This window comes from Paraburkholderia sp. BCC1884 (assembly GCF_900996225.1).
Taxonomy (GTDB): domain Bacteria; phylum Pseudomonadota; class Gammaproteobacteria; order Burkholderiales; family Burkholderiaceae; genus Paraburkholderia.
The window spans coordinates 37,366-63,834 of record NZ_CAAJGL010000067.1; the positions used below are offsets into that span (position 1 = coordinate 37,366).

The 26,469-nt window shown below is 64.2% G+C and carries 21 protein-coding genes and 3 pseudogenes; 6 read left to right on the forward strand and 18 right to left on the reverse strand.

Annotated elements, in window-relative coordinates; all coding sequences use genetic code 11:
* Positions 1-36: 36 nt before the first annotated feature.
* The 5 genes from FQ705_RS06725 to FQ705_RS06745 all read right to left on the reverse strand — a co-directional run bounded on the left by FQ705_RS06725 (position 37) and on the right by FQ705_RS06745 (position 6,721).
* A complete protein-coding gene (locus FQ705_RS06725; protein ID WP_144138639.1) occupies positions 37-693 on the reverse strand; it encodes a sarcosine oxidase subunit gamma in 657 nt (218 codons plus the stop codon).
* Positions 683-3,685 carry a sarcosine oxidase subunit alpha family protein gene (locus FQ705_RS06730; protein WP_144138641.1) on the reverse strand — a complete coding sequence of 1,001 codons (3,003 nt, stop codon included), beginning with the start codon at positions 3,683-3,685 and terminating at the stop codon, positions 683-685. The genes FQ705_RS06725 and FQ705_RS06730 overlap by 11 nt, the downstream gene beginning before the upstream one ends.
* A complete protein-coding gene (locus tag FQ705_RS06735) occupies positions 3,682-3,996 on the reverse strand; it encodes a sarcosine oxidase subunit delta (RefSeq protein WP_144138643.1) in 315 nt (104 codons plus the stop codon). Before FQ705_RS06735 ends, FQ705_RS06730 begins: the two co-directional genes overlap by 4 nt.
* A gap of 16 nt (positions 3,997-4,012) precedes the next feature.
* Positions 4,013-5,257 (reverse strand): sarcosine oxidase subunit beta family protein, encoded by a 1,245-nt coding sequence (locus FQ705_RS06740; RefSeq protein WP_144138646.1) that lies wholly within the window; start codon positions 5,255-5,257, stop codon positions 4,013-4,015.
* A 69-nt stretch (positions 5,258-5,326) separates the two neighbouring features.
* The gene (locus FQ705_RS06745) at positions 5,327-6,721 is read right to left on the reverse strand and encodes an L-serine ammonia-lyase (protein ID WP_144138648.1); all 1,395 of its coding nucleotides are present in this window, start codon (positions 6,719-6,721) and stop codon (positions 5,327-5,329) included.
* A gap of 295 nt (positions 6,722-7,016) precedes the next feature.
* On the opposite strand from FQ705_RS06745, the gene FQ705_RS06750 reads away from it, so the two are divergent.
* Complete coding sequence (locus tag FQ705_RS06750; protein ID WP_144138650.1) at positions 7,017-8,099, forward strand: GlxA family transcriptional regulator; 1,083 nt, start codon at positions 7,017-7,019, stop codon at positions 8,097-8,099.
* 34 nt (positions 8,100-8,133) lie between these two features.
* Here FQ705_RS06750 and FQ705_RS06755 read toward each other — a convergent pair whose 3' ends face one another.
* The 6 genes and pseudogenes from FQ705_RS06755 to FQ705_RS06780 form a co-directional block, all read right to left on the reverse strand.
* Positions 8,134-9,069: a choline ABC transporter substrate-binding protein gene (locus FQ705_RS06755; protein WP_144138652.1), complete on the reverse strand. Its 936-nt coding sequence runs from the start codon at positions 9,067-9,069 to the stop codon at positions 8,134-8,136.
* Positions 9,070-9,129: 60 nt separating this feature from the next.
* Positions 9,130-10,128 (reverse strand): GlxA family transcriptional regulator, encoded by a 999-nt coding sequence (locus FQ705_RS06760; protein ID WP_144138654.1) that lies wholly within the window; start codon positions 10,126-10,128, stop codon positions 9,130-9,132.
* Between the two features lie 7 nt (positions 10,129-10,135).
* Positions 10,136-11,038: a choline ABC transporter permease subunit gene (choW, locus tag FQ705_RS06765; protein ID WP_144138657.1), complete on the reverse strand. Its 903-nt coding sequence runs from the start codon at positions 11,036-11,038 to the stop codon at positions 10,136-10,138.
* Positions 11,031-12,209, reverse strand: coding sequence for a glycine betaine/L-proline ABC transporter ATP-binding protein (locus FQ705_RS06770; protein WP_144138659.1), 1,179 nt, complete (start codon positions 12,207-12,209; stop codon positions 11,031-11,033). The genes choW and FQ705_RS06770 overlap by 8 nt, the downstream gene beginning before the upstream one ends.
* A 355-nt stretch (positions 12,210-12,564) precedes the next feature.
* On the reverse strand, positions 12,565-14,268 hold the full coding sequence (locus tag FQ705_RS06775) for a long-chain fatty acid--CoA ligase (protein WP_144138661.1): 1,704 nt from the start codon (positions 14,266-14,268) through the stop codon (positions 12,565-12,567).
* Positions 14,269-14,332: 64 nt separating this feature from the next.
* A pseudogene (locus tag FQ705_RS06780) lies at positions 14,333-15,105 on the reverse strand (SDR family oxidoreductase).
* A 277-nt stretch (positions 15,106-15,382) separates the two neighbouring features.
* On the opposite strand from FQ705_RS06780, the gene FQ705_RS06785 reads away from it, so the two are divergent.
* Together FQ705_RS06785 and FQ705_RS06790 are read left to right on the forward strand one after the other, a co-directional pair.
* Entirely contained in the window at positions 15,383-17,188 is a 1,806-nt protein-coding gene (locus FQ705_RS06785) for an acyl-CoA dehydrogenase (RefSeq protein ID WP_144138662.1), read from the forward strand.
* Between the two features lie 184 nt (positions 17,189-17,372).
* Entirely contained in the window at positions 17,373-17,732 is a 360-nt protein-coding gene (locus FQ705_RS06790) for a BON domain-containing protein (protein WP_144138663.1), read from the forward strand.
* Positions 17,733-17,874: 142 nt separating this feature from the next.
* Here the strand turns inward: FQ705_RS06790 and FQ705_RS06795 are convergent, their stop codons facing one another.
* Positions 17,875-18,444, reverse strand: a complete 570-nt coding sequence (locus tag FQ705_RS06795; protein WP_144138664.1) for a helix-turn-helix domain-containing protein — start codon at positions 18,442-18,444, stop codon at positions 17,875-17,877.
* A 183-nt stretch (positions 18,445-18,627) separates the two neighbouring features.
* On the opposite strand from FQ705_RS06795, the gene FQ705_RS06800 reads away from it, so the two are divergent.
* The 3 genes from FQ705_RS06800 to FQ705_RS06810 all read left to right on the forward strand — a co-directional run bounded on the left by FQ705_RS06800 (position 18,628) and on the right by FQ705_RS06810 (position 21,907).
* Positions 18,628-20,022, forward strand: coding sequence for an LLM class flavin-dependent oxidoreductase (locus FQ705_RS06800; RefSeq protein ID WP_144138665.1), 1,395 nt, complete (start codon positions 18,628-18,630; stop codon positions 20,020-20,022).
* An 83-nt stretch (positions 20,023-20,105) separates the two neighbouring features.
* Entirely contained in the window at positions 20,106-20,648 is a 543-nt protein-coding gene (locus FQ705_RS06805; RefSeq protein ID WP_144138666.1) for a flavin reductase, read from the forward strand.
* An 11-nt stretch (positions 20,649-20,659) separates the two neighbouring features.
* Positions 20,660-21,907, forward strand: a complete 1,248-nt coding sequence (locus tag FQ705_RS06810) for an MFS transporter (RefSeq protein WP_144138667.1) — start codon at positions 20,660-20,662, stop codon at positions 21,905-21,907.
* A gap of 80 nt (positions 21,908-21,987) precedes the next feature.
* Here the strand turns inward: FQ705_RS06810 and FQ705_RS34915 are convergent.
* From FQ705_RS34915 to FQ705_RS06840, 6 genes and pseudogenes are all read right to left on the reverse strand, one after another.
* Positions 21,988-22,050: pseudogene (locus tag FQ705_RS34915) on the reverse strand (hypothetical protein); the annotation flags it as partial.
* Between the two features lie 12 nt (positions 22,051-22,062).
* Positions 22,063-23,211, reverse strand: coding sequence for a DUF1501 domain-containing protein (locus FQ705_RS06820; protein WP_144138668.1), 1,149 nt, complete (start codon positions 23,209-23,211; stop codon positions 22,063-22,065).
* A gap of 5 nt (positions 23,212-23,216) precedes the next feature.
* Entirely contained in the window at positions 23,217-24,806 is a 1,590-nt protein-coding gene (locus tag FQ705_RS06825; RefSeq protein ID WP_144138669.1) for a DUF1800 family protein, read from the reverse strand.
* A gap of 73 nt (positions 24,807-24,879) precedes the next feature.
* A complete protein-coding gene (locus tag FQ705_RS06830; protein ID WP_144138670.1) occupies positions 24,880-25,404 on the reverse strand; it encodes a periplasmic heavy metal sensor in 525 nt (174 codons plus the stop codon).
* Positions 25,401-25,820 (reverse strand): hypothetical protein, encoded by a 420-nt coding sequence (locus FQ705_RS06835; protein WP_144138672.1) that lies wholly within the window; start codon positions 25,818-25,820, stop codon positions 25,401-25,403. Before FQ705_RS06835 ends, FQ705_RS06830 begins: the two co-directional genes overlap by 4 nt.
* Positions 25,817-26,458, reverse strand: a pseudogene (locus tag FQ705_RS06840) (RNA polymerase sigma factor); the annotation flags it as partial. The gene FQ705_RS06835 and the pseudogene FQ705_RS06840, both read right to left, overlap by 4 nt.
* Positions 26,459-26,469 lie beyond the last annotated feature (11 nt).

Below are 26,469 nucleotides of genomic sequence, written 5' to 3' on the forward strand. Positions count from 1 at the left end.
AGCGGCCGCACACGACAGGCCACCGCTCGTCGCGTCTCAGGACATCAGCGGCTCGGCTGCGTCGAGCATGATCTTGACGAAGTAGTCCGCGAAGCTGCGACGCACGATGATGTCGAAGCTATCCGCGGCAGTCGGCACCAAGGTCATCGAGGCCTTGAAATAGTGGCTCTGCGCGCACTGTCCGACCCCAAACAGCTTGGGATGCAAATCCAGCGGACAGCCGCGCACCAGTACTTCGCGCGCACGCGCGCCGCTGATTTCCAGCACCGTGAAGCCGCTGCCGATATCCACCGCCGAGGCGAACACGCCCGCAAAAACGGCGCCGAGCTTCGCCTGCAAGGGCGCGGTACGCGTTGCATCGTGCGCAGTGGCCGAGCGCACCAGCCATTCATCGGGCCCGAGCCACAGCATGTCGTAGCCATTGCCACGCGCGATAGTGTTCGCTTTCTGCGGCGGCGTGCAGCCGAGCACGCTTTCTATCGCCTCCACGAAGGCCGCGTCGCGCATATCGCCGCGCACGTTCACGAGTTCCAGAAACGGCCGTTCGCTCAACCTGAAGGCGGCGGATGCCGTCGCCTGATGCTTCTTCAGCAGCGAATCCGCGCCCACCAGCGGCGACTCCTGCCACACGCCCGTTTGCTTGCCGACGGCGCGATCCACGACCGACCCCGTGCCTCTAGTTTCATTCCACATGTTGCCGTGCTCCTTCGCTGTCGTAGAACACCGAACTGGTGACCTTCGCTGCAATCTGTTTGCCGCTCGAAAGCGGAATCGTGACCGTTTCGCCGATCTTGTCGAGCCCGCCCTTTACGACCGCCATCGCAATCGAACGCTTCAGGATGGGGCTGTAATAGCTCGACGTGACGTGGCCGAGCATCGTCGCCGTCTCGCCCTGGAAGGGTCCGGCAACGATCTGCGAGCCCTCGGGTATCACGAACGACGGATCGTCCGAAAGCAGCCCGACGAGTTGTTTGCGCCCTGCCTTCGCGGTGTCCGAGCGGGTCAGCGAGCGCTTGCCGAGAAAGTCCTTCGACTTCGCCACCAGCCCGCCCATGCCGAGGTCGTACGGCGTCATGGAACCGTCCGTATCCTGGCCGACGATGATGTAGCCTTTCTCCGCGCGCAGCACGTGCATCGTTTCGGTGCCATACGGCGTGATGTCGTATTCCGCGCCCGCGGCCATCAGCGCTTCCCACACCGCGCGGCCCACGTTCGCCGGCACGTTCACTTCATAAGCAAGTTCGCCCGAGAAGCTGATGCGCATGACACGCGAGGCCGCACCGGCCACCGTGCCTTCGCGATAGCTCATGAACGGAAACGCCGCGTTCGCGAAGTCGATGTCGTGGCAGACCTTCTGCAGCACCTTGCGGCTGTTCGGGCCGACCACGGCGAAGGTGGCCCAGTGATCGGTCACCGAGGCGAGCCGCACGCGCATGTCCGGCCATTCGGTTTGCAGCCAGCGTTCGAGCCATGTCAGCACGCGTGCCGCGCCGCCGGTCGTGGTGGTCATCATGTAGTGCTGGTCGGCGAGGCGCACGGTCACGCCGTCGTCGAAGATCATGCCGTTTTCGTCGAGCATCAGGCCATAGCGGCATTTGCCCACTTCCAGCTTGCTCCACGGATTGGTATAGACCCAGTTGAGCAACCTGGCCGAATCCGGGCCCTGAATGTCGATCTTGCCGAGCGTCGAGGCATCGAGAATGCCGACACTCTCGCGCACCGCGAGCGATTCGCGCGCGACCGCCGCGTGCATGTCTTCGCCCGCCTTCGGGTAATACCACGGGCGCTTCCAGTTGCCGACGTCCTCGAAGGCTGCGCCGTTTTCGACGTGCCATTCATGTACCGCCGTCTTGCGCACCGGATCGAGAAACTCACCCAGCTCGCGGCCCGCGAAGGTGCCAAAGGTGACGGGCGTGTAATTCGGCCGGAAGGTGGTCGTGCCGGTTTCGGGAATCGTCTTGCCGAGCGCCTGCGCGAGAATCGCCATACCGTTGATGTTGCCGAGCTTGCCCTGATCGGTGCCGAAGCCCATCGCCGTATAACGCTTGACGTGCTCGACCGATTCGAAACCTTCACGCGCGGCGAGAAAAATATCCGCGGCCGACACGTCGTTCTGGAAGTCGACGAACTGCTTCGGCCCGCGCGTCGCCATCTCGCGGCCACCGACCAGCCACAGCGGCTGCATCTTCGCTTCGGTGATTTCCGCGACCTGCACCGGATTGGGCCGCGCGACGATGAAGCCTGCCGCACGCGCCGCTTCGATACCCGCATCCACCGAAAAGCGGATGCCCTGGCCCAACGTAAAGTCGCCTGCGCAAGCGCCGACGCTCGTTTCCGGCTGCATCGCCTTGCCCGGCACGAAGCAGGCTTTTTCGTCATGCCAGTGCGCTTTGCCGCCCGACTGCGCGAACAGATGCAATACCGGGCTCCAGCCGCCGGACATCGCGAGCAGATCGCACGACAGTTCGCCCTGCTTCGCCCCGACCTGTCCATTCGAATACGACGCCAGATCGACTGCCGCCACGCGCAGTTTGCCGTGCGCGGCGGTAATCACCGTGCCGTTCATCACCTTCACACCGTATCGACGTGCCAACGCCGGCAGCGTGCCCTTCGACTCGCTCGCCCGCGGATCGACCACCGTCACCTGCGCGCCGGCCGCCTTCAGGTCGAGCGCGCATTGATAGCCGTCGTCGTTGTTCGTGAACACGATCGCGTTACGGCCCGGCAGCACGGCGTAACGATGCAGATAGGTCGATACCGCCGAGGCCATCATCACGCCCGGCAGATCGTTGTTGCCGAACACGATCGGACGTTCATGTGCGCCGGTCGCGAGGATCACGCGTTTCGCGCGGATTTTCCACATCAGCTCGCGCGTGCCTTTGCGTTGGGAGACCGGCAGATGTTCGGTGAGCCGCTGCGTCACCGTGACCAGGTTGTGATCCTGATAACCGAAGGCCGTGCTGCGGCACAGGATCTTGACGTCGGGCATCTGCCGCAGTTCGTCTTCGATCTTATGCACCCATTGCAGCGCGGGCTTGCCGTCGATCTCCGCGCGACACGACAGCAGTGAGCCGCCGAGTTCCGGCTGATCGTCGATCAGGGTCACGCGCGCGCCGGACAAGGCCGCCGCATGCGCCGCAGCGAGTCCCGTCGGGCCGCCGCCCACCACCAGCACGTCGCAATGCGCAAAACACTTGTCGTAGCGGTCCGCGTCGGTGTGTTCGGGTGCCTTGCCGAGACCGGCCGCGTCGCGAATCACCTCTTCGTATTTCGGCCAGAACTTGCGCGGCCACATGAAGGTCTTGTAGTAGAAACCGGCCGGAATGAAGCGCGCGATCTTCTGATTGACCGCCATGCGGTCCTTCTCGATGCTCGGCTGCGCATTCACGCTGCTGGCGACGAGCCCCTGATACAACTCGATTTCGGTCGCCCGTGCATTTGGCACGGTATACGCGCCGGTTTCGAGTTGCACGACGGCATTCGGCTCTTCGACACCCGCCGTGACGATGCCGCGCGGCCGGTGATACTTCCAGCTACGTGCGACGAAATGCATGCCGTTGGCGAGCAGCGCCGAAGCCAGCGTGTCGCCCTGGTAGCCCTGATACTGGCGCCCGTTGAACGTGAAGGTCAGCGGCAAGGCGCGGTTGATGCGCCCGCCGTTGGGGAGTCGGTCTTTCTGGTTCATTGCGTCTTACCCTCTTGTGCCTTGCCCTCGTTGCTGTCCATCGTGAGCAGCGGACGATCGAACGTGTCGTAGCCCTGGATCTCGTAGCTCACCGTGTCGCGCTGCGCCATGAACCAGCGGCGGCAGCCTTGCGTGTGCAACCATTGTTCGCGATGCACGCCGCGCGGGTTCTTGCGCATGAACAGGTAGTCGCCCCATTCCTTGTCGGAGAGTTTTTCGGTGTCGAGCGGTCGGGCGATGTCGGCTTCGCCGCCGCAGGAGAATTCGGTTTCGGCGCGCGGCCCGCACCATGGGCATTCGATCAGCAGCATGGAGTTTTCCTCGAAATTAGTGGGCGACAGCGGCAGCGCCGTGTTCGTCGATCAGATGACCGGTGTAGAAGCGATCCAGCGAGAACGGCGCATTCAGCGGATGCGGTTCGTCCTTCGCGATCGTGTACGCATAGGCCCAGCCCGAGCCCGGCGTCGCCTTGAAGCCGCCGGTGCCCCAGCCGCAATTGAAGTACAGCCCTTTCACATCGGTCTTGCTGATGATCGGGCACGCATCCGGGGATACGTCCACGATGCCGCCCCACTGACGGTTCATCCGCACCCGCGAGAACACCGGGAACATTTCGACGATCGCCTCGAGCGTGCCTTCGATGATCTGGAAGCTGCCACGCTGGCCGAAACCCGTGTACTGATCGACGCCTGCGCCGATCACCAGATCGCCCTTGTCGGACTGGCTGATGTACGCGTGCACCGCGTTGGACATCACCACGGTGTTGACCACCGGCTTGATCGGCTCGGACACCAATGCCTGCAACGGATGACTTTCGAGCGGCAATCTCACGCCGGCCATGTCGGCGAGCGTCGACGTATTGCCCGCTGCCACCACGGCGACTTTCTTCGCCTTGATGAAACCCTTGGTGGTATCCACGCCGATCACCTGGCTGCCGTCGCGGCGAATACCCGTCACCTGACAGTTCTGCACGATATCGACGCCGGCCTGATCCGCGCCGCGCGCGAAGCCCCAGGCCACCGCATCGTGACGCGCCACGCCGCCGCGCCGCTGGATCGATGCGCCGAGTACCGGATAGCGGCTGTTCAGATTGATGGTCGGCTCGATTTCCTTGATCTGCGCGGGCGTGAGGAACTCGGCGTCCACGCCGTTCAGCCGGTTCGCATTCACGCGGCGCTCGGTGTCGCGCACGTCCTGCAAGGTATGCGCGAGGTTCATCACGCCGCGCTGACTGAACATTACGTTGTAGTTCAGATCCTGCGAGAGTCCTTCCCACAGTTTCATGGCCTTTTCGTATAGCGCAGCCGACTCGTCCCACAGATAATTCGAGCGCACGATCGTCGTATTGCGCGCGGTATTGCCGCCGCCGATCCAGCCTTTTTCCAGCACGGCGATATTGCGCACGCCATGCTCTTTCGCGAGGTAATACGCCGTGGCGAGACCATGCCCGCCTCCGCCGACGATCACCACGTCGTATTCACGTTTGGGCTCCGGGCTCTTCCACTGGCGCTCCCAGTTCTCGTGATACGACATCCCGTTGCGCAGGAGGCTGAATATCGAATAGCGGCTCATTGTTGGTCCTTGTCGGTACTGTCTTTACTGATACGTCGTAACAGGTTCAAAGCGGGTTCGAAGTGCTTTTCAGCATTCGATGACGTTCACGGCCAGGCCGCCGCGCGACGTCTCCTTGTATTTCGTCTTCATATCGGCACCGGTTTCGCGCATGGTCTTGATCACGTTGTCGAGCGACACGTAGTGCTGGCCGTCACCCTTCATTGCCATGCGCGCGGCGTTCAGGGCCTTGACCGCGCCCATCGCATTGCGTTCGATACACGGAATCTGCACGAGCCCGCCAACGGGGTCGCAGGTCATGCCGAGGTTGTGTTCCATGCCGATTTCGGCGGCGTTCTCGACTTGCGTCGGCGTGCCACCCATCACGGCGGAGAGTGCGGCGGCCGCCATCGAGCAGGCCACGCCCACTTCACCCTGGCAACCCACTTCGGCGCCGGAAATCGAGGCGGTTTCCTTGTAGATGATGCCGATCGCGGCGGCCGTCAGCAGAAAGTCGACGATGCCCGCGTCGTTCGAGGCATGCATGAACTTCACGTAGTAATGCAGCACGGCGGGAATCACGCCGGCCGCGCCATTGGTCGGCGCCGTGACGACGCGCCCACCCACCGCGTTTTCTTCGTTGACGGCCATCGCGTAGAGATTGACCCAGTCGAGCATGGACAGCGGATCGCGCAAGGACTCTTCCGAGCGCGAACGCAATTGCGAGCACAGATCGGCGGCGCGGCGCTTCACCTGCATCGGACCGGGCAACTCGCCGCGCACTTTGCAGCCGCGTTCGACGCAAGCCGACATCGCGCGCCAGATTGCCAGCAAGCCGTCGCGCACTTCCTGCTCGGGGCGCGACGCGCTTTCGTTGCGCAACGTGATCTGAGCGATGGAAAGTCCGCTTTCGCGGCACACGCGCATCAGATCGTCGCCGGTGCGAAACGGATACGGCACCGCGGCGCCGCTACGCAGACCGTTCACGCGATCGCCCTCGCGATTGACGACAAAGCCGCCGCCGATCGAGTAATACTCTTTCTCCACCAGCAGTTGGCCGTTCTCATCGAAGGCCTGAAAACGCATGCCGTTCGGATGCACGATGCTCGAACCGGGCGCACCCGGCATCAGCTTGCGGAAGAAGCTCAACTGGTCACGCTCGTCGAATTTCACCGGATGCTTGCCGAGCAGCATCAGTTCCTTCGTCTCGCGAATCGACTTGAGACGCGGCTCGATCAGGTCCGGCTCGATCAGATCGGGCAGATTGCCTTCCAAGCCGAGCAGCACGGCCTTGTCCGTGCCGTGCCCCTTGCCGGTTGCGCCGAGCGAGCCGAACAGTTCGATTTTCACGCGGCGCACGAACCCGAGCAGGTTGGCGTCTTCGATGTGCGAGGCGAAGCGGCATGCAGCGATCATCGGCCCCACCGTGTGGGAACTCGAAGGACCGATACCGATCTTGAACAGATCGAAGACGCTGACGTTCATGACTTGCCTTGTGCGTTGCGATGCCTTGGGTGGAATTGCCCCTATTGCACCGCACGTCAATTTGTACCGATAGAATAAAAACGGCATGACAGTGGGATAGTGGCGTCAAGCGCCCCGCCCGCAAAGCGCGGCGGCGGATTTGCGACGACTTCTGACGCATTTGCGACAGGCCCGCACGTTGCGGCTGGCGATGCTGGCGGCACGGGTTGCGCTGTCCGTACAAGCGCCCGGCGAACCGTCCTGGCCCCCGGTGCTAAGCTTGCTCTCTAACCCTTCTCCCGTTCTGGCTGCACGCATGAATTCCGCTGAACCGCTTCCCCTTCAATCGATCGACGGCACCTCGAAGCAGCGCATCCGCTTCGGCATCATCCTGCTGCCGAACTTCACGCTGACGGCGTTTTCGGGTTTCGTCGACCTGTTGCGCCTGACTGCCGACGAAGGCGACTTCAGCAAACCCGTGCGCTGTTCGTGGAGCGTGATAGGGGAAACCCTCGCTCCGGTGCGCGCGAGTTGCGGCATCCAGATCACGCCGTGGGAAACGTTCGAGCACGCCGAGCCGTTCGATTACGTGGTGGTGGTGGGCGGCCTGCTGCATTCCGGGCCCGCCGCGAGCGACGCCACGCTCGCCTTCATCCGCCGCGCCGCCGCCACCGAGGCGACGCTCGTCGGCATGTGCACCGGCGTGTTCTCGCTGATGCGCGCGGGCGTGCTGGACGGCCATCGTATTTGCGTAAGCTGGTTTCACTACTGGGATTTCATCGAGCGCTTTCCGTCGGTGAATGAAGAAGCGCTGGTCGCCGATCGCCTCTTCGTGATCGACCGCCGCCGCATTACGTGTTCCGGCGGACGCGCCTCGATCGACGTGGCTGCGGCGATCCTGCTGCGTCACTTCGAAACCGCCACGGTGCAGAAGGCGCTGCGCATTCTGCTGGTGGACGACATGCAGAAAGGCAATGCGCCGCAGCCGCATCCGCCGGGCCTCGCGCCCGCATCGCATCCGAAGGTGAAGCGCGCGATCCTGCTGATGGAGCAACATATCGGCCGTTCGCTTTCACTCGATGAACTCGCGGGCAAACTCGATCTGTCGCCGCGTCAACTGGAACGGCTTTTCAAGGCGGAAACCGGCAAGGCGCCGCAGGCCTACGCCAAGCAGGTGCGCTTGCGCACCGCCGCGTGGCTGCTCACCAGTTCCGATAAAACCGTGGCCGATATCGCGTCGAGCTGCGGTTTTTCCGACGCTTCGCATCTGGGCCGCGAGTTCCGCAAGCAGTTCGGCCTGCCGCCGATGATGTACCGCGAACAGCGCGGCACGGCCGCCCAGGTGGAAGACGGCTCAGGCTACGACGAGACCTTCCCGGGCCGCGCCCAGGCAATCTGAAACGCCAGGCCGGGACGTCACCGTCAGCGGAGGGTCACTGCCCGGCTACATACGCCTTCACCGCCGGCAAGCCATCCTTGCCGTCGTAGGTCTTCACACCCGCGAGCCACTTGTCGAGCACTGCCGGATTCGCTTTCAGCCAGTCACGCGCGGCCTTGTTCGGGTCGGACTTGTTCATGATCGGCAGCATCACGTGGTTCTCGATGTCGGTCGTGAATTGCAGGTTCGACACCAGTTTCGCGACGTTCGGACAGCGCGACGCATAATCGTTCGGCACGACCGTCAGCACTTTCGCTTCGCCGTAGTTCGGACCGAACACGGCGTCGCCACCGGACAGATAATCGATCTTCATCTGCACGTTCATCGGATGCGGCTCCCAGCCGAGAAACACAATCGGCTTCCTGTCGCGTACTGCGCGGTTCACCTCGACCAGCATGCCCGCCTCGCTCGACTCCACCAGCCTGAATTTGCCGAGTCCATACTGATTGGTGTCGATCATTTTTTTGATCAACGCATTGCCGTCGTTACCCGGTTCGATACCGTAGATCTTGCCGTCGAGCTTGTCGTAGTTCTTCGCGATGTCGGCGAAAGTCTTGATGCCCGACTGATACGCATAGTCCGGCACGGCCAGCGTGTATTTCGCGCCGGTCAGGTTCGGCGTGGGCAGTACGGTGAGCTGACCGGCCTTTTTAAACGGGTCGATCATCGGGTCCATGGTGGGCGACCAGTAGCCGAGAAACACGTCGATCTGCTTGCTCTTCACGCCCGCGAACGTAATGGGTACCGAGGCGATCGTCTTGGTCGGCTTGTAGCCGAGCCCTTCGAGCAGCGTCGAGGCCAGGCCCGTGGTCGCGGCAATATCGGTCCAGCCGACATCGGCGAAACGCACATCGCGACAGGTAGCAGGTTCCGCGGCCCACACGGACGACACAGACAGCGCGCACAGCGACGCAGCCCACAAACGTTTCATGGCGTTCCCTCAGAGTAGGTGATGTGCGACCGGCGTGATCGCGGCGATCGTTCAGCCGGTCTAGGAAGACAGCCGCCGCTCGACGCTCGGCGCATGGCCGAACTGCGCGCGGTAGGCCTTGCTGAAATGACACGGCGAATGAAAACCGCACACGGCGGTGACACGCGCAATCGAAGCGTCCGAATTGCGCAGCAACTCGCGCGCGCGGCGCAGACGCAGCGTCAGGTAGTAGTGAGTGGGCGACACGCTCAGGAACATCTTGAACATGCGCTGCAAATGCCGTTGCGACAGATGCACGAGGCGCGCGAGTTCATCGAGCGAGAGCGGCTCTTCGATGTTCGCTTCCATCAGGCGCACGACTTCGATCAGTTCGGCGCGGGAAAAACCAACCCGTGCGTCGACCGGAATGTGCTGATAATCGGTCGAGCCGCGAATCCGCTCGACGATGAACTGCTCCGACACTTGCGCCGCCACGGCGTGACCCAGACGCAAACCGACCAGCTTCAGCATCAGATCGAGCGGCGCGGTGCCGCCGGTGCAGGTCATGCGATCGCGATCGATCACGAATAGCTCGTCGGCGAAACGCACGTCCGGATAGCTCTTGTGCAAGGGCGACATGTCTTCCCAATGCACGGTGGCGCGATACCCGTCGAGCAGACCGGCCGCCAGTAGCGCATACGGTCCGGTGCAGATGCCGCCGAGCGGAATGCCCTGGGCGGCCACGTCGCGCAACAAGGCGATCACTTCGTCGTTCACATACTCGCGCACATGCCAGCCGGCGCACACGAACAGCACATCCGGGGTGCCGGCCTCGGCCAGCGTCGTGGTGGGCTTCACCGTGATGCCGTTGCTGGCGCGCGCCGGTTCGCCGTCCGGCGTGATGACCGACCAGCGATAGTGCTGCGCGCGGCCGACGTAGTTGGCCATGCGCAGCACTTCGACCGCGCTGGTGAAGGCGATCATCGAAAAGTTCGGCAACGTCAGAAAGCCGACATGCGCGAGCCCGGACAGCGGGGAATCCGCCTGGGGCTCGACCGGTGTGATCGCGTCGCGCTTCATCGGCGGCTCAGCCGTGTTGCGCCGCCGGCTCGCGGCGCACCTTCATGACGCTGCGCAAGCCCGACAGCAGCGGTGCGCGTGCCATGCCCGGCGCCCGGCCGAAGCTTTCCGTGATGCGGTCCAGAATGATCGCGAGCATCACCACCGACAGACCGCTTTCGAAGCCCAGCCCGATATCGAGGCGTTGAATACTTGCCAGCACGTCGTTGCCGAGGCCGCCCGCCCCCACCATCGACGCGATGATGACCATCGAGAGCGCCATCATGATAGTCTGATTCACGCCGGTCATGATCGACGGCAGCGCGTTCGGAAACTGCACCTTGTAGAGCAACTGCCACGGCGTGCAGCCAAAGGCCTGCCCCGCCTCGACGATTTCGCGGTTCACATGTTTGATGCCAAGTGACGTGAGACGCACGGCCGGCGGCATCGCGAAGATCACCGTCGACAGAATCCCCGGCACGCGGCCCAGACCGAACAGCATCGCGGCCGGAATCAGGTAGACGAACGCGGGCATGGTCTGCATCAGATCGAGCACCGGACGCACCACCGTTTCCACCGTGCGGCTCTTCGCCATCCAGATACCGAGCGGTATGCCCAGCAGCAAGCTGATCAAGGTGGACGACAGCGTGAGGCCCAGCGTGATCACCATCTGATCCCAGAAGCCGGTGCCGTAGATCAGCAGCATCGCCAGCAAGGTGAACAGCGCGAAACGCCAGCCTACCCGCCACAAACCGATGCCCACGAAAATCGCCATCAGCGCCCACATCGGGATCGCCTGGAGACTGTGCTCGATCACCGCGGCAAAGCTCTCGATGACCTTGCCGATGGAATCGAAAGTTTTTGCGTCGTGGTCGAGCAGGTAGTGAACGCCGTGATCGACCCAGGCGCCAAGTGGAATGACTTCAGACATGGGAACCTCTATGGCGCGTGAGAACGTTCAGCACGTTCGTCTTGTTGACCGAACCGCAATAGGAGCCGTCGACTTCGACGACCGGCAGCGGCGCGCGGCTCGCCACGACACGTTCGACCACGTCGTCGAGCGGCGTGCTGCGGCGGATGCATTCGATCTGGTTGAGCTGCGGTGAAGCACTGCCCAAAGCGTCGCGGCACACGAAGCCGCGAATCTTGCGCTCGCTGTCGAGCACGAACGCGTAATCGGCGCTGCCGTTGAGCGTGGCCGCTACGCTCGACGCGTCGATTGCCGGCGAGTGCTGCATGAGCGGCACGGCGTCGGTCTGCATCAGGTCGCCGGCCGTCAGATAGCGGCTGGTGTCGATGCCTTCGAAGAACGCACGTACGTAATCGTCGGCCGGGTTGGTGATGATTTCCCGCGGCGTGCCGATCTGCACCACGCGCCCGCCTTCCATGATCGCGATGCGCGTGCCGATGCGCATGGCCTCTTCCAGATCGTGCGAGACGAACAGAATCGTGCGCTGTTGTTCGCGTTGCAGATCGAGCAGCACGTTCTGCATTTCCTTGCGCTTGAGCGGATCGAGCGCCGAGAAGGCTTCGTCCATGATCATCAGCGAGGGGTTGACTGCCAGCGCCCGCGCGAGACCCACGCGCTGCTGCATACCGCCGGAGAGTTGCGCGGGCAGCTTTTCTGAGAACGGTGCGAGGCCGACCTGTTCGAGCACCGTCATGGCCCGCTTCTCACGCTCCTTGCGGCCCACGCCCGCGACCTCCAGACCGAACGCCGCGTTCGCCAGCACGGTGCGCTGCGGCATCAGCGCAAACGACTGGAACACCATGCTCATGTCCTTGCGGCGTAGCGCCGTCAGTTCCGAGCGCGGCACGCTGGCCACATCGCGTCCGTCGATCAGCACCTTGCCGGCGGTCGGTTCGACGAGACGGTTGATGAGACGGATGAGCGTCGACTTGCCGGAGCCGGACAGGCCCATCAGCACGAAGATCTCGCCTTCCTTGACTTCGAACGACACGTTGTGAACACCGACGATCTGGCCGGTACGTGAGAAGACTTCTTCTTTGGTGGCGCCGCCTGCCAGCATGGCGACCGCCTGTTTCGGGTTAGTGCCGAACACTTTGCACAGCCCTTCGACCACGACCTTGGGGGAATTCATTGAATGCTCTCCTAGCGTGGCGGACGTCCGTCCGCGCTGTGCATACATAGTTGCCAGAAAAAAGTGCGCCTAGCCGACTATTTGCGACAACCACATGTGGAAATGCGACAACCGCGCCGGGCGAGCCTCGGTGCGTGGCTGGGAGAGCCTTGTGGGACAGGGGGTTGCGGGAGATCGGCGGGGCTGGCGGGCGTGTCGCGCCAGAGCAAGTGGTGAGGCGAAAAGTGAAAATAACCCGCTTCAGGAGGAGCCGGTTTCAATAAAAGGACGATGCGCACGGTTGTGGCGATGCAGCAAGCGCCTTTTTTGCCCCGGCGAGGCGCTCGTCACGCGCCCCCGCCGGACCAGGAAGCGCTCAGCCTGCTCCGTTCGCACCACTCGACGCCGCGCTGCGAGCCGCATCCTCCTCCTGCAATTTGCGCCAGAGGATCTTGCCGCTGCCTGACTTCGGCAACGATGTGACGAATTCGACGATGCGCGGCGCCTTGTAAGACGCCATCTGCTCATGCGCCCAGTCGATGATGTCCTGCTCGCTGATCGTGCCCGCCTGCGCCGCGGCGGGCACCACCAGCGCCTTCACGGTCTCGCCGCGTTTGTCGTCCTTCACGCCGATCACGCACACTTCGTGAATCGCGGGATGCCGGTACATCAGCGCCTCGACCTCGGCCGGCCAGACCTTGTAGCCGGATGCGTTGATCATCCGCTTGAGGCGATCGGTCATGAAGAAATAGCCTTCTTCGTCGATATGCCCCAAGTCGCCCGTGCGCAGAAAAAGCTTGCCGTCGAGTTCGATGAACGCTTCGGCCGTCGCCTTCGGATTGCGCCAGTAGCCTTGCATGTTCTGCGGCGCGTGCGTGACGATCTCGCCGGTTTCGCCTTGCGGCAGTTCCTGCAGCGTGAGCGGGTCGATCACGCGCGAGTCGACGTCGAAAACGGGAATCCCGAGGCACTGCGGCTTGGGACGATGCGGCGGGTTGATGTGCGTACCCGCGATCGTCTCGGACATACCGTAGCCTTCCACGTAATCGAGGCCGGTGAGCGCCTTGAGCTTGCGGGCGATCGCATCGGGCATCGCCGCGCCGCCGCCGCGCGTGCCGCTCAGACTCGACAGGTCGTACTCGCCGAGTTTCGGGTTTGACAGAAAATCGACCATCATCGTCGAGATCGACTGCCATGCGGTGACGCGATATTTCTGCATGCATTGCGCGGCGGCTTCGCGATCCCAGCGCGGCAACAGCACGATGGTGGCGCCCGCATACACCGCGCTGTTCATGCCGCCTTGCATGCCGGTCACGTGAAAGAGCGGCAACACCGACAGATAGACGCCGTCCGAGGGCGATGCGAACCACACGCAGCCGCCCAGCAAGGTGCTCATCACGCTGCGATGCGTGTGCATGCAGCCTTTGGGCTTGCCGGTGGTGCCCGACGTGTAGGGCATCACGCACAGATCGTCGGGACCGGCGGTGAGCGGCCCCGGCTTCAGGCGCCGTTCGAGCACGTCGTGCCAGGGCGTGACGCCAGGCAGATCGAAGCGCCTACGCGGCGCGGCGACGAATTCCGGCACGTCGATCGGCGACGACCGCTTCAGATAATCGCTATACGTAGCGACGATTGCGTGCTCGATGCCTCGCCCCGGACCGCTGCCGATCAACGGTTCGACATTGGCGAACAGGCATTGCGGCGCGATGATCGTATTCGCTCCGCTATCCTCGACGTAATGCGCCAACTCGGCGCCCATGTTCATCGGATTGACCGGTACGACAACCGCATTCGCCCGAAGAATGCCGTAATACGCGACGATCCACTGCGGGCTGTTCTGCATATACAGCAGCACGCGGTCGCCCGCTTTCACCTTGCATTCCTGCTGCAGAAAACCGGCCACGCGCTCGGCTTCGTCCTTGAATTCGGCGAAGCCAAGCGGCGTGTCGTAGAAGATGATGAACGGCTTGTCGGGAAAGCGCGCCGCCGAGACTTCGGCGTTGTAGAAAAGGTTGGTCTGCGGCAGCGTCAGATGCAACGGCACCTGCGGCGGCCAGTGCGGGAAATGGCGTTCGTTCATGGGGCACTCCTGCTCGACGGGCGGTGGGTCGCGTAAGCGAAAAGACTCGGACTCGGCGATCCGCTCAGGTGACGACCGAGCCGCCATCCACGGCAAAGTACTGGCCCGTGATATGACGCGACGCTTCACTCGCGAGAAATACCACCGGGCCCTTGAGGTCTTCGTCGCCGCCAAGACGTTGCAAAGGCGTGCGCGAGACGATCGAGTCTTCGATCTTGTCGAGCAATCCGGCCGACATTTTCGATGGGAAAAAGCCTGGGCAAATCGCGTTGACGTTGATGTTGTACTTGCCCCATTCCGACGCCAGCGCACGCGTGAAATTGATCGCCGCGGCCTTCGAGGTGTTGTACGCAATCGTATTCATGCCGGGCAGCGAACCCTTCAGTCCGGCCACCGAAGCGATGTTGATGATCTTGCCGGCACGCCGCGCGATCATGCTGCGTTTGCCCACCTCACGCGCCAGAAAAAACGGTGCGTTGATGTTCAGGTTCATCACCTTGTGCCACGCTTCGTCGGGTAGTCTTCAGCCGGGGCGCCCCATGTCGCGCCCGCGTTGTTCACCAGAATATCGATGTCGCCCTGCACGCCGAGTATCTCGTCGACAAGGCCGGGAATACCCTCGAAATGCTGCAGGTCGTTCACCACCGTCTGCACCTCGATACCGAGTTCGCGCAGATGCGCCTTCGCTTCAGCGAGTTCGCCGGCCTTGCGCGCGGTGATGGCCACGCGGCAGCCCATTTCGCCGAGCGCTTCGGCCATTTGCAGGCCGAGTCCGCGCGAGCCGCCGGTAATCAAGGCCACCTTGCCGTCCAGTTGAAACAGGTCCTTTACCGACATGCAGTGTCTCCTCCAGGTTGTTCTGCATTGCAGACTGATCGTCACGTTTTTTGGGCCATCATACGTGCCGATTTTCCGCCTGTAAATAAAAGCACGCTCATTCACTTTTGCGATAGACTGACACGCATCGCCGGTCGGTAGTTCATCGGGACTTACCCGCATACCGCACTGTTCAACCGGGCCGAATCCCCGTGTTTACGCCTGTTTCAGCGCCTCTTTCAGTGTGCGTCGCGAAGCGGTTCGTGCATGGCGGCTCAACTCTGGAAGGTCGTCTCTCATGCAAGATGCCTCGATCATCAATTCGCGCGATCTGGCGTTCCAGCTCTTCGAAGTTCTCGAGGCCGGGAAGCTCACGCAACGCCCGCGTTATGCGGACCACAGCCGCGAAACGTTCAACGCCGCGCTCGATACCGCGCATGCCGTCGCCGTCGAAAAATTCGCCACCCATAATCGCCTCTCCGACGAACACGAACCGCAGTTCGACGGTCAACGCGTCATCCTGCCCGCCGAGGTGAAAGAGGCGCTCGACGCGCTGCGCGCCACCGGTTTTCTCGCCGCCGGCAAAGACTACGAATGGGGCGGCATGCAGTTGCCGTCGGTGATGTCGTTTGCCTGCCTGTCGCTCTTCAAGAGCGCCAACATGGCCACCTCGTCCTACGCGATGCTGACCATGGCGAACGCGAACGTGATCGAACGGTTTGGCAGTGCCGTGCAAAAGCGCAAGTATCTGCAGGCTCTTTTCGACGGCCGCGCCTTCGGCACCATGGCGCTCACGGAACCGCAAGCGGGTTCGAGCCTGTCCGACCTCGTCACCAGTGCCACACCCAATGAAGACGGCACTTATTCGATTCGCGGCAACAAGATTTTCATTTCGGGCGGCGACCATGAGTTGAGCGAAAACATCGTTCATCTCGTGCTGGCGCGCATTCCCGGCGGGCCGCCGGGCGTCAGGGGCATTTCGCTCTTCACGGTGCCCAAGTTCCGCGTGAACGACGACGGCAGCCTCGGCGAGCGCAACGACGTCGCGCTCGCCGGCCTGATCCACAAGATGGGATGGCGCGGCACCACCTCGACCATGCTGTCGTTTGGCGAGCGCGGCGCATGCGTCGGCGAACTGGTGGGCGAGCCGCATCAAGGCCTTGCCTACATGTTCCATATGATGAACGAGGCGCGCATCGGTGTCGGTCTCGGCGCGGTGATGCTCGGCTATCGCGGCTATCTGGCTTCACTCGATTACGCGCGTGAACGGCCGCAAGGCCGGCGTCCCGACAACAAGAACCCGCTCGAGCCGCAACTGCCGCTGATCGAGCATGCCGACGTGCGGCGCATGCTGCTCGCACAAAAGGCCTACGTGGAAGGTGCTTATGCGCTCTGTCTGTATGCGGCGCGCCTCGTCGACGAGCAGAACACCGGCGAGAGCGACACGGCACGCGCCGAGGCGGCGCTACTACTCGATCTGTTGACGCCGGTGGTGAAGTCCTGGCCGTCGCAGTGGTGCCTTGAAGCCAATAGCCTCGCGATCCAGATTCATGGCGGCTACGGCTACACGCGCGAATATCCGGTCGAACAGTTCTATCGCGACAACCGCCTGAACATGATTCACGAGGGCACGCACGGCATTCAGGCCATCGACCTGCTCGGCCGCAAGGTGGTGATGAAACAGGGCGCGGCGCTCAAACTGCTGGCACGCGAAGTCGGCGGCACGATCGAAGCCGCGCGCGCTCATGCGCCGTTGCATGCCCATGCGGACGCTCTCGCCCGTGCACTGAGCGACCTGAACGCGACGGTCGACGCCCTGCTGCCCACGCTTGCCAGCGAGAGCGAACGGGCGCTCGCCAATGCAAACGCTTTTCTCGAGGCCTTCGGTCATGTCGTGATCGCATGGACCTGGCTCAGGCAGGCCGTCGTCGCGAGTGCCGCGTTAGCAGGTTCGACGAGCGCGGCCGACACCGACTTCTATCGCGGCAAGTTGCAGGCATGCCAATGGTTTTTCCGCTGGGAGTTGCCGCGCGTCGCGTTGATGCTTTCCACCTCGCGTAGTCTCGACGACACCACACTTCGCATGGCGCCGCAGTGGTTCTAACCCCAGGCTGGTCAGTTTTTCGAGCATGAGCGCGTCGGCTGGAGTATTGTTTAAGCGCGCCGGGAGCGCCGCAGCACGACTCTTCTAGAAGACACAGGGCTCCCCGTGGGCGAAAAAACGCTCGCAAGCGCGTGGTTTTTTGCATGCAACGAAGCGACATCAACTTTTCGAGGATGGAGAAAACGTGAAAACAGTCAATCTATTGAAGGCGCTCGGTCTTGCGTTGTGTGTGGCAACTGCGTCCAGCGCCTACGCCCAGGCGAGCGATGCGGACGCAGCGATGGCGCCGGCTCCGAGCGCCAAGACGATGAAGAAGACGGACCGCTCGCTGGGTCTCCAGGTGCGCAAGGCATTGGCTAAGGCGCAGGGCTTCGATGTCTCGAACGTGTTCGTGCGGGCGCGCGGCGGTGCCGTGACGTTGACGGGCTCCGTGCCCGATGGCGCACAGATCCCGCAAGCTGAAGAAGTGGCCAAGAACGTGGCTGGCGTGAAGTCCGTGTCGAACAAACTGACGATCGGCACGCAAGGCGGCGGCGGAGGCTAATCCGGCGGCTGACGCCTCACGGGCGTCGGCCGGACGATGTCGGGTGACGAGCGCGTGGCGTCACCCGCATCCTGGTAGTTTCCCCGATCGTGGTCAGAGTGGCTTTCCTGGTATTTGCAACATCGCAGCATCCCAGCCGACCTCAGCGTCGCACCAGCCCCACCACGTAGCGGCATAGTGCTTGCCCCGCATTGAAGAACTCGCACGCCACCGGCGCGCCGAGTTGCAGACAATCCCCCGCCTCCAGCCGATACACCTGAGCGCCTTCGCGAAACGTCAGCACACCTTGCGTGACCCAGATCTGCTGATGCTGAAACACGAAGGCATCCGATGGATACGGCACCTTCACGCCCGCCGGCAATTCCACTTCGAGTAGTTCCAGCACCCCACCGGTGGGCGGCGAAATGCGTCGCCGGATATAGCCGGTTTCCGGGTCTTGCCAGACGGCCTGGTCCGCACGCCGCACGAGCCTCTCGCCCGTCTGCTCGGCCAGCGCCAGCAAAGTCGAGAGCGTCAGCCCGAACGCACCCGACAGCCGGCCCAACACCGTGGCGGTCGGACTTGCTTCGGCGCGCTCGATCTTGCTGATCATCGCTTTCGACACGCCCGAGCGTTCGGCCAGTTCGCTCAACGACCAGTTGCGCGCTTCACGCTCGGTCCTCACACGGGACGAGATCGCCTGGGTCAGATCGACAGCCGTGGAGTCGGACATGGCAAGTGCCTGAGGTTGAAATAAAGAGCGGGAGAGCGCCCGATTATAGCGATGCGCCTCGACGAGACGGCCAACCGCCCGAGCATTAAAAGCCGGAATCAATGTCTTGCATAGTGATTTTTCGTCCACTATATTAAACGGACACCAGCCGTGCGCATTCGTCCACCTCACCGGGAAGTCGCCATGCCGAAGGAAATCGTTCTCAACGCTTTTGACATGAACTGCGTCGGTCACATCCAGCAAGGACTGTGGACGCATCCACGCGACCAGTCCACGCGCTACACCGATCTTCACTACTGGACCGATTACGCGCGCACGCTCGAAGCCGGTCTTTTCGACGGCATCTTTTTCGCGGACGTCGCGGGCGTCTACGACGTCTACGGCGGCAACCCGGACGCGGCGATTCGCGGTGCCGTGCAGGTGCCGGTCAACGATCCGACCTTGCTGATTCCAGCCATGGCTGCCGTCACGCACCATCTTTCCTTCGGCGTCACCTCGAACCTCACGGTCGAGCAACCGTATCTGTTCGCCCGCCGCATGTCGACGCTCGATCATCTGACGCGCGGACGGGTCGGCTGGAATATCGTCACGGGTTATCTCGACAGCGCGTCGCGCGCGATCGGCCTCACGGGACAGATGGCGCACGACGATCGCTACGACCTCGCCGACGAATACATGGAGCTGGTCTACAAACTGTGGGAATGCAGTTGGGAAGACGACGCGGTGCTGCGCGACCGGACGCAAGGCGTCTATGCGGACGCGTCGAAGGTTCATGTGATCCATCATCACGGCAAGCAATATCGGGTCGACGCCATGCATCTGAGCGAACCGTCGCCGCAGCGCACGCCGGTGCTCTATCAGGCGGGGTCCTCTTCGCGCGGCAAGCAGTTCGCCGCGGCGCACGCGGAATGTGTGTTCGTGAACGGCCAGGCGAAACCCGCCGTGAAAGCGATCGTCGACGATATCCGCGCGCACGCGCTCGCTGGTGGCCGACAAGCGGACGATATCAAGGTATTGCTCGGGCAAACCGTCATCACCGGGCGCACGGATAGCGAGGCGCAGGAGAAGTATGCGGAGTATCGGCGCTACGTCAGTTCCGAAGCCGCGCTCGTGCATGCGGCGGCGTCGCTCGGCATCGACTTCGCGCGCTACGACCTCGATGAACCGATCGAGACCGGCAAGAGTCAGGCGATCGTGTCGAACGTCGAAGCCATGACGCGCGCGGCCGGCCCGCAATGGACCAAACGCAAGCTGCTCGAACAGATGATGCTCGGCAGCCGCCAGGCGCCGCTCGTCGGTTCGGCTGAACGGATCGCGGACGAACTGATCGCGTGGACCGAACAGACCGGCGTAGACGGCTTCAATCTGTCGCGCACCGTCGCGCCGGAATGCTTCGCGGATTTCATCGACCTCGTGGTGCCGATTCTGCAGGAACGCGGCGCCTATAAGCGCGCGTATCGCGATGGCACGTTGCGTGAAAAACTCTTCGGTCATGCGCGTTTGCCCGCGACGCATACGGCGGCGCGCTTCCGTTCGCCGTCGAACGCAATGGCTACACCCGCCGATGTTGCACGTTGACATGACCCTGTGTGTATCTCGTTGCTGCCGCGTGGCGCCACACGCGGTGAGGGTTCCATTCGCTCGTCAACGCAGAGGCTCCCATGCTTGACCCACGCATTTTCCGCGACGCGATGGCCGGTCTGGGCGCCGCCGTCAACATCATCACGAGCGATGGCGCAGCGGGTCTGGCCGGCTGCACGGCCTCGGCGGTCTGCACCGTGACCGACGCGCCACCTACGTTGCTCGTCTGCATCAATCGCAGCAGCCGCAACAACGCGGCGTTTCGCGCGAACGGCAAGCTCTGCGTGAACGTGCTGAGCGCGGAGCAGCAGGCGCTGGCGGCGCACTTCGCCACCAGCACGCTGTCGATGCCCGAGCGTTTCGCCGCCGCACAGTGGGACATTCTGGAGACGGGCGCGCCAGTCCTGCACGGCGCGCTCGCCTCGCTCGACTGCGAGATCGAATCGGTCACCGAAGTCGGTACGCACACCGTATTCTTCTGCGCGGTGAAAGCCGCGCACGCACCGGTCGCCGGCGATGCGCTGATCTATTATGGGCGTCGCTATCATCGGGTCGGCGCGGCCTCCGTACACGCGACTCACACTGAAACGAGCCACGCGGTCGACGCCGCAACGACGCAATAACACGGACCTTCATGAAGCCTGTCCCGGCAAGCTCATCCAATCGACTCACCCGCACGAGCGCCGGCAAGACACGTTCGCTCGTCATTCTGCTGCTCTGCCAGGTGGGGGCAATGAGCGTGTGGTTTTCGTCGTCGGCGGTGGTGGCGATCGTCAAGCAGGCACAAGGGCTTTCTTCCTTGCAGGCGACCTTGCTCACGAGCGCGGTTCAGGCCGGCTTCGTCGCGGGGACAGTGACGAGCGCGCTGCTCTCGCTCGCCGACCGTTTCGATCCACGGCGGCTCTTCATGGTCAGTGCGCTGATCGCGGGCGCGGCCACGGCGTGTCTCGTCTTTCTGCCGCCGGCGAGTGCTGCGGCGATTCTGTTGCGCTTTGTCACGGGCATCTGCATGGCGGGCGTCTATCCGGTGGGCATGCGGCTCGCCGCCACCTGGGCGAAGGGCGACCTCGGTCTGCTGATCGGCCTGCTGGTCGGCGCACTCACGTTCGGTTCGGCGAGTCCGCATCTGCTGGCGGCGCTCGGCGGTTCCAGCTGGCGCGCGATTTATGGCATTTCGGCATGTTGCGCGTTGCTGGCGGGCGTTGCGATTCTGCTGTGCGGCGTCGGGCCAAACATGGCGCGCGCCACGCGCATCGAGTGGGACGCGTTGGCTGGCGCGTGGCGCAAGCCGGCGTTGCGGCTGGCGAATCTCGGCTATCTCGGCCACATGTGGGAGCTTTACGCGATGTGGGCCTGGCTCGCCGTGTTCCTGCAAGCGAGCTTGACGGCGACTGGTGTTGCCGATCCGCGCGTGGCGGCCGAATGGCTGACCTTCGGCGCGGTCGCGGCAGGTGCGCTCGGCGCATGGCTCGGCGGCGCGCTGGCGGATCGTCTCGGCCGCACCACGGTGACGATCGGCGCGATGGCCTTGAGCGGCGTGTGCGCCGCGCTGATGGGCTGGCTGTTCGGCGCGCCTGTCTGGCTCGTGAGCGTGGTCGCGTTGTGCTGGGGCGTCTCGGTGATCGCCGATTCCGCGCAGTTCTCGGCGGCCATCGCGGAACTGGCGGAACCCGCCTCGATCGGCACGCTGCTGACGGCGCAGACCTGTGCGGGTTTTCTGCTGACGCTGGTGAGCATTCATCTGGTGCCCGACATCGTCGCGCTGGCCGGTTGGCGCGGGGCGTTCGGCATGCTGGCGCTCGGGCCGCTGCTGGGGTGTGTCGCCATGGCCAGGTTGCGGCGTTTGCCGGACGCCAGGCGGCTCGCGGGCGGGCGGCGCTAGCAAGGCATTCCACCTCGCGGCGGCACGGCGCCGGCACGGTACCGCATGCTCATGCGCCCTGCGCGTGCCACCTCACGGACTCAGGCCTTCCAATGCCCCGGCACCCACGCCCAGTGATTGCCTTCCCAGCGGTAGTGGCCCCTCCCTCGCCGTCACTAGACGCGCACGATGCCCGTCAGCGGTCGGGACGACGCGCCCGTCCCGAACAACGCGGCGGCGGTGCGCTGCGGATCGAGCCCGAGACTTTCGCCGGCGGTGCCGGCAATCAGCGCATCGAGCGATGTGGTGGGTTTCAGATCGCGTGCTTCGTACAGGTTGTGGGCGGCGAGACCGGGCCAGTCGGCGATCACACGGCCACCCGTCACCGAGCCGCCCAGCACCATCGCCACCGACCCCGTGCCGTGATCCGTGCCGCCCGTGCCATTGGCCGCAGCGGTTCGGCCGAACTCCGTCGCCACCACCACGGTGGTTTTGCTCCACGCCGGCCCCATGCCGTCGCGCAAGGCGGCGAGCATCGTATCGAGCGCTTTCAGCTGATTGGCGAGGCGCGCGTTCTGCGCGCTATGCGTGTCCCAGCCGCCGGTTTCGATCATCGCGATGCGCGGGCCGTCCTCGCGTGACAGAAAGCCGGCGGCCAGCTTGCCGAGACTCGCCGGGTCTTGACGTGCACTTGCGTCGCCCGCCAGACCGCGCGCGGTCATCGCCGATTCCCACAGCGGACGCAGCTGCGCATCCTGATCGTAGAGCTGCGAGACGCGCGTGAGCAGATCGTCGGGTGCCTGAGGCAGAGCCGAGGGCGCGTAGGACGTCACCGCCGCACTGCCGCGCAAGGCCATCGGCACCGTCGGCGCGAAGGCGATGGCGTTTTCGCGCGTGGCCGGCAATTGCGCGACGAGCCGGTTGAGCCAACCGTCTTTCATCTGATACGGCGACGTACCGCCGGTTTCGAGCACGTTTTGTCCGTCGAAATGCGAGCGGTCGCGATAAGGCGACGCCACCGCGTGCACGAACAAAGCCTGGCGGCTCGCATACATCGCGGCCGTCTGCGCGAGCGCCGGGTGCAACGCAAACGTGCCGTCGAGCTTAGGCGCGTTGGAGGTGTCGATCGCGAGCGCGCCGCGCAAATTCGCGTAGGCGGGGTCGGCGTACGGCACCACGATGTTCAGACCGTCGGCCGCGCCACGCTGGATCACGAACACGAAACGGCGATCGGTGGCGACGCTCGCGAACACGATCTGCGGCGACACGAGAATCGCACCCGCGCCCGCAGCGGCGACACTCAGAAACTTGCGACGTGACAGCATGGCAATCATCTCCGTTGAAAATCCGGCGAGACCAGCAGGAGCGCGATGGCGGTCGAGCCGCTCTCGGCACGCGACACCGCCGTGGCCGTCGGCAGGCTGAGCGAACCGGCGAGCAAGGTCTGTCCGAGCGAGCGCGCATCGAGCCGGTCGCCGACGCGCGACGCGAAACGCTGCGCCATTTCGACCCGGCGCACCAGCGCGTCGGGGGCGGCCCAGCTCGCTGCAATATCGTCGTAACCGGCGGGCGAACCCGGCCGCCACACCGGCTGACCGAGTTGCGTGAGAATCGGCGCGGCCTGTACGTTGCCGAGCTCGCGCCAGCCGAGGCCGCGCATCGACGAAATACTCCACTCCCACGGCGTCTTGAACTTCACGGCGGTGGGCGACCAGGCTTGCGGCGTGTCGAGCAACGCACGATAGACGCTCGGCAGATCGCCGCCGCTACGCTCGAACGCACTCGCCAGACGTTCGCTCACAGCGGGCGGCGGGTTGTCGGCGACGAAGTGGCGCGCCAGCTTGCCGCCGATGTGCCGTGCGGTGGCCGGTGCGCTCGCGAGGTCATGCAGGACTGCGAGCGCCTGCTCTTCGCCGGGCTGGTCGTAGCGGCGTCCCATGATGGTTCGCGAACCCGGCTCGTGCAGCGCGGCGCGAAATACGAAGGTGCCTGGCGCAGCGTCCGGCTGTGCGCCGAAGCGGCGAGCGTTGCCACCCTTTCCCGGATTGGCGGGATTGCCGGCGAGGCTCCAGCCGGTCAGCGCACGGGCGAATTCGGTGACGTCGTCCTGGCTATAGCCGCTGCGCACGCCGAGCGTATGCAACTCCATGATTTCGCGCGCGAGGTTTTCGTTCAGGCCGCGCTTGCGCTCGGGATCGCGCTGAGCGGCGCGCAGGGCCGCCATGCTGTCGGGGCCGACCGAGCGTGTCTGGTCGAGGAACAACTGCATGGCCGGATGACGTTCGACGGCCACCAGCATGTCTTCGAAACGGCCGAGCACGTGCGGGCGGATCGCTTCGGCTTCGAACGAACCGGCGAGCGCCGCGACGCCTGGCTTCTCGGTGGAGATCGCGAAGTGGTTGGCCCAGAAATGCACCAGCCGTTCGACGAACGGTGTCGGTGTGGTCAGCGCACTCGTGACGCGCGCATTCACCGACGAGCGGTACATGTCGAGGATTTCGCCACGGAGGGCTTTTCGTTCGGCCTGTTTGGCGGACGGCGCGGTGGCTTGCGCATCGGCCTGCGGGTTGGCTTGCGGGTTGGTCTGCGCGCCTTGATTGCCCGGGTTGGCCGGATTGGCCGGATTGGCCGGATTGGCCGGATTGCCCGGGTTGCCCTGGTTGGCCCGACTGGTCGCCTCACCCTCGCCCGCATTCTGCCTGGCTTGCTGGTTGAACTCCATGCGCTGCTGCACGAGTTCGGTCGACAGCGCCACCGAATCCGGCTGGCTCGCCCACGCGGGCGGCCTCGGCTGATACTGCTCGAACTGCGCGAGCAACCAGCCTTTCGGATCGCCGGGCGGCGTATCGTCGGCCCGCGCGCCGAGGCCGAAGCGGTTCAACGCAATCGCGGCGGCATTCAGGTTCGGTGAGTTGGCCATACCATCCTCTTCGGCTTGGGATAGTGTTTAAACGGCCCTCCCCTGAGAATCCGTCGCTATCCGTCCATCTTTTTTAGTCGGCCGACGATTCGCTCGTCGCCTGGTTCGCCGGCTTCTTCGCATTGGGCGCGGGCTGCGCCTCACGCCACTGGCCGCGCAACTTCAGACTGTCGGCGAATTCGATCCGCTCCTCGGGCGAGAGCGTCGAAGCGAAATCCGCCACGCTGCCCTCCACTTGCGCGCGCAGCGTGCTGTCCGCCGCGCGCGTGCGCGCGAGCGCGGCGTCCAGCGCCGCCCGATCGAACTGCGGTGCGGCCAGCAGATCCAGCACTTCGCGGCGCCCTTCGCGTCCCTCGCGGGCGTATTGCCGTCCCTCGCGACGCGCGCTCTTCAGACCTTCGACAAACGCCTTCTGACGCTCGGCCGACAAGGGCTGGGCGGCGAAGCGCAAGGCGCGCTGCTGGGCCAGCGCTTGCGCCGGCGCGGTGGCGCCGTGCGCCGCGAACCATTGATAAGCACCACCGACAATCGCGCCCAGCAGGAACACGTTGAGCACCAGCGAGGCCACCAGCACGAATTTCCATGACCGGCCGTTCATTCGCCGCTCCAATCGGCAGACGTTCCACCGAAGCTCGAAGTTAAATAAGACGACTCATGCACGGGCGGCACCGTTTCCGTCAAAACAAAAAACGACACGGCAAACGCGCCGGCCGCCCCGCCAAGCAGACCCACGCCCGCGACCGCCGCGCCCGACCACCACCAGCGCCGCCGCGGCGCGGCCGGCTGACGCACCGGCGCGCCGGCGAGCACGCGCTGCAGCAGGGCCGCGCCTGGCGGCTCGACCTTGTCGGCGGCGAGCCAGGCGTCGATGCCGGCGGCCTCGGCGAGCACGGTGTCGGCTTCGACGCGATGCTGCGTTGCCCACGCCTGCGCCGCCGCACGCTCCTGCTGTGGCCAGCGGCGCGGATCGGCGCCATAGGCATCGACGATCTGATGGAATCTTTCGGGCGTCATGACTTGTCCTTGCTAAGGCCGCTGCCGGCCAGATGAGCGCGCAGATTGCGGCGCGCGCGTGCCAGCAGACTTTCCAACGCATCGACCGTGATGCCCATCAGGGCCGCAGCGTCGATGTTCGACATCTCCTGGTAATAGTTGAGCACCAGTGCTTCGCGTTGCCGCGCCGGCAACGCCGCGAGCGCTTCGCGCACCCGCTGGTCCTGCGCTCGCGCTTCCAGTTGCACGTCGGGCGGCGGGGCGGGATCGGCCTCGTCGGGCATCTCGTCGTGCGGATCTTCGCGCCGGCCGCGCAAGCGGTCGTAGCAAAGATTGAGCGCCACGCGATGCACCCACGTGTCGAATTTCGCCTCGCCTTCCCGCCAGCGCGACGCCTGTTTCCAGATGCGCACGAACACCTCCTGCGCGACGTCTTCCGCCTCCATGCGGTCGCCCAGCATGCGCGTGGCGAGCGACAGCAGTCGCGGCAACTTGCGCGCAACAAGCGACCGGACGGCAGTCGGGTCTTGTCGGCCGACCTGTTCGAGCAGTTCCGCGTCGGGATCGCGTTCGCTCAAGACGCGACGCTCCCCGGCGCGTCTGGCCAACCAGGCGCGCGTCGCGTCGTCGGATAAGGCTGCTTCACTGGCCTGCCGCTCACGTTGGCTTC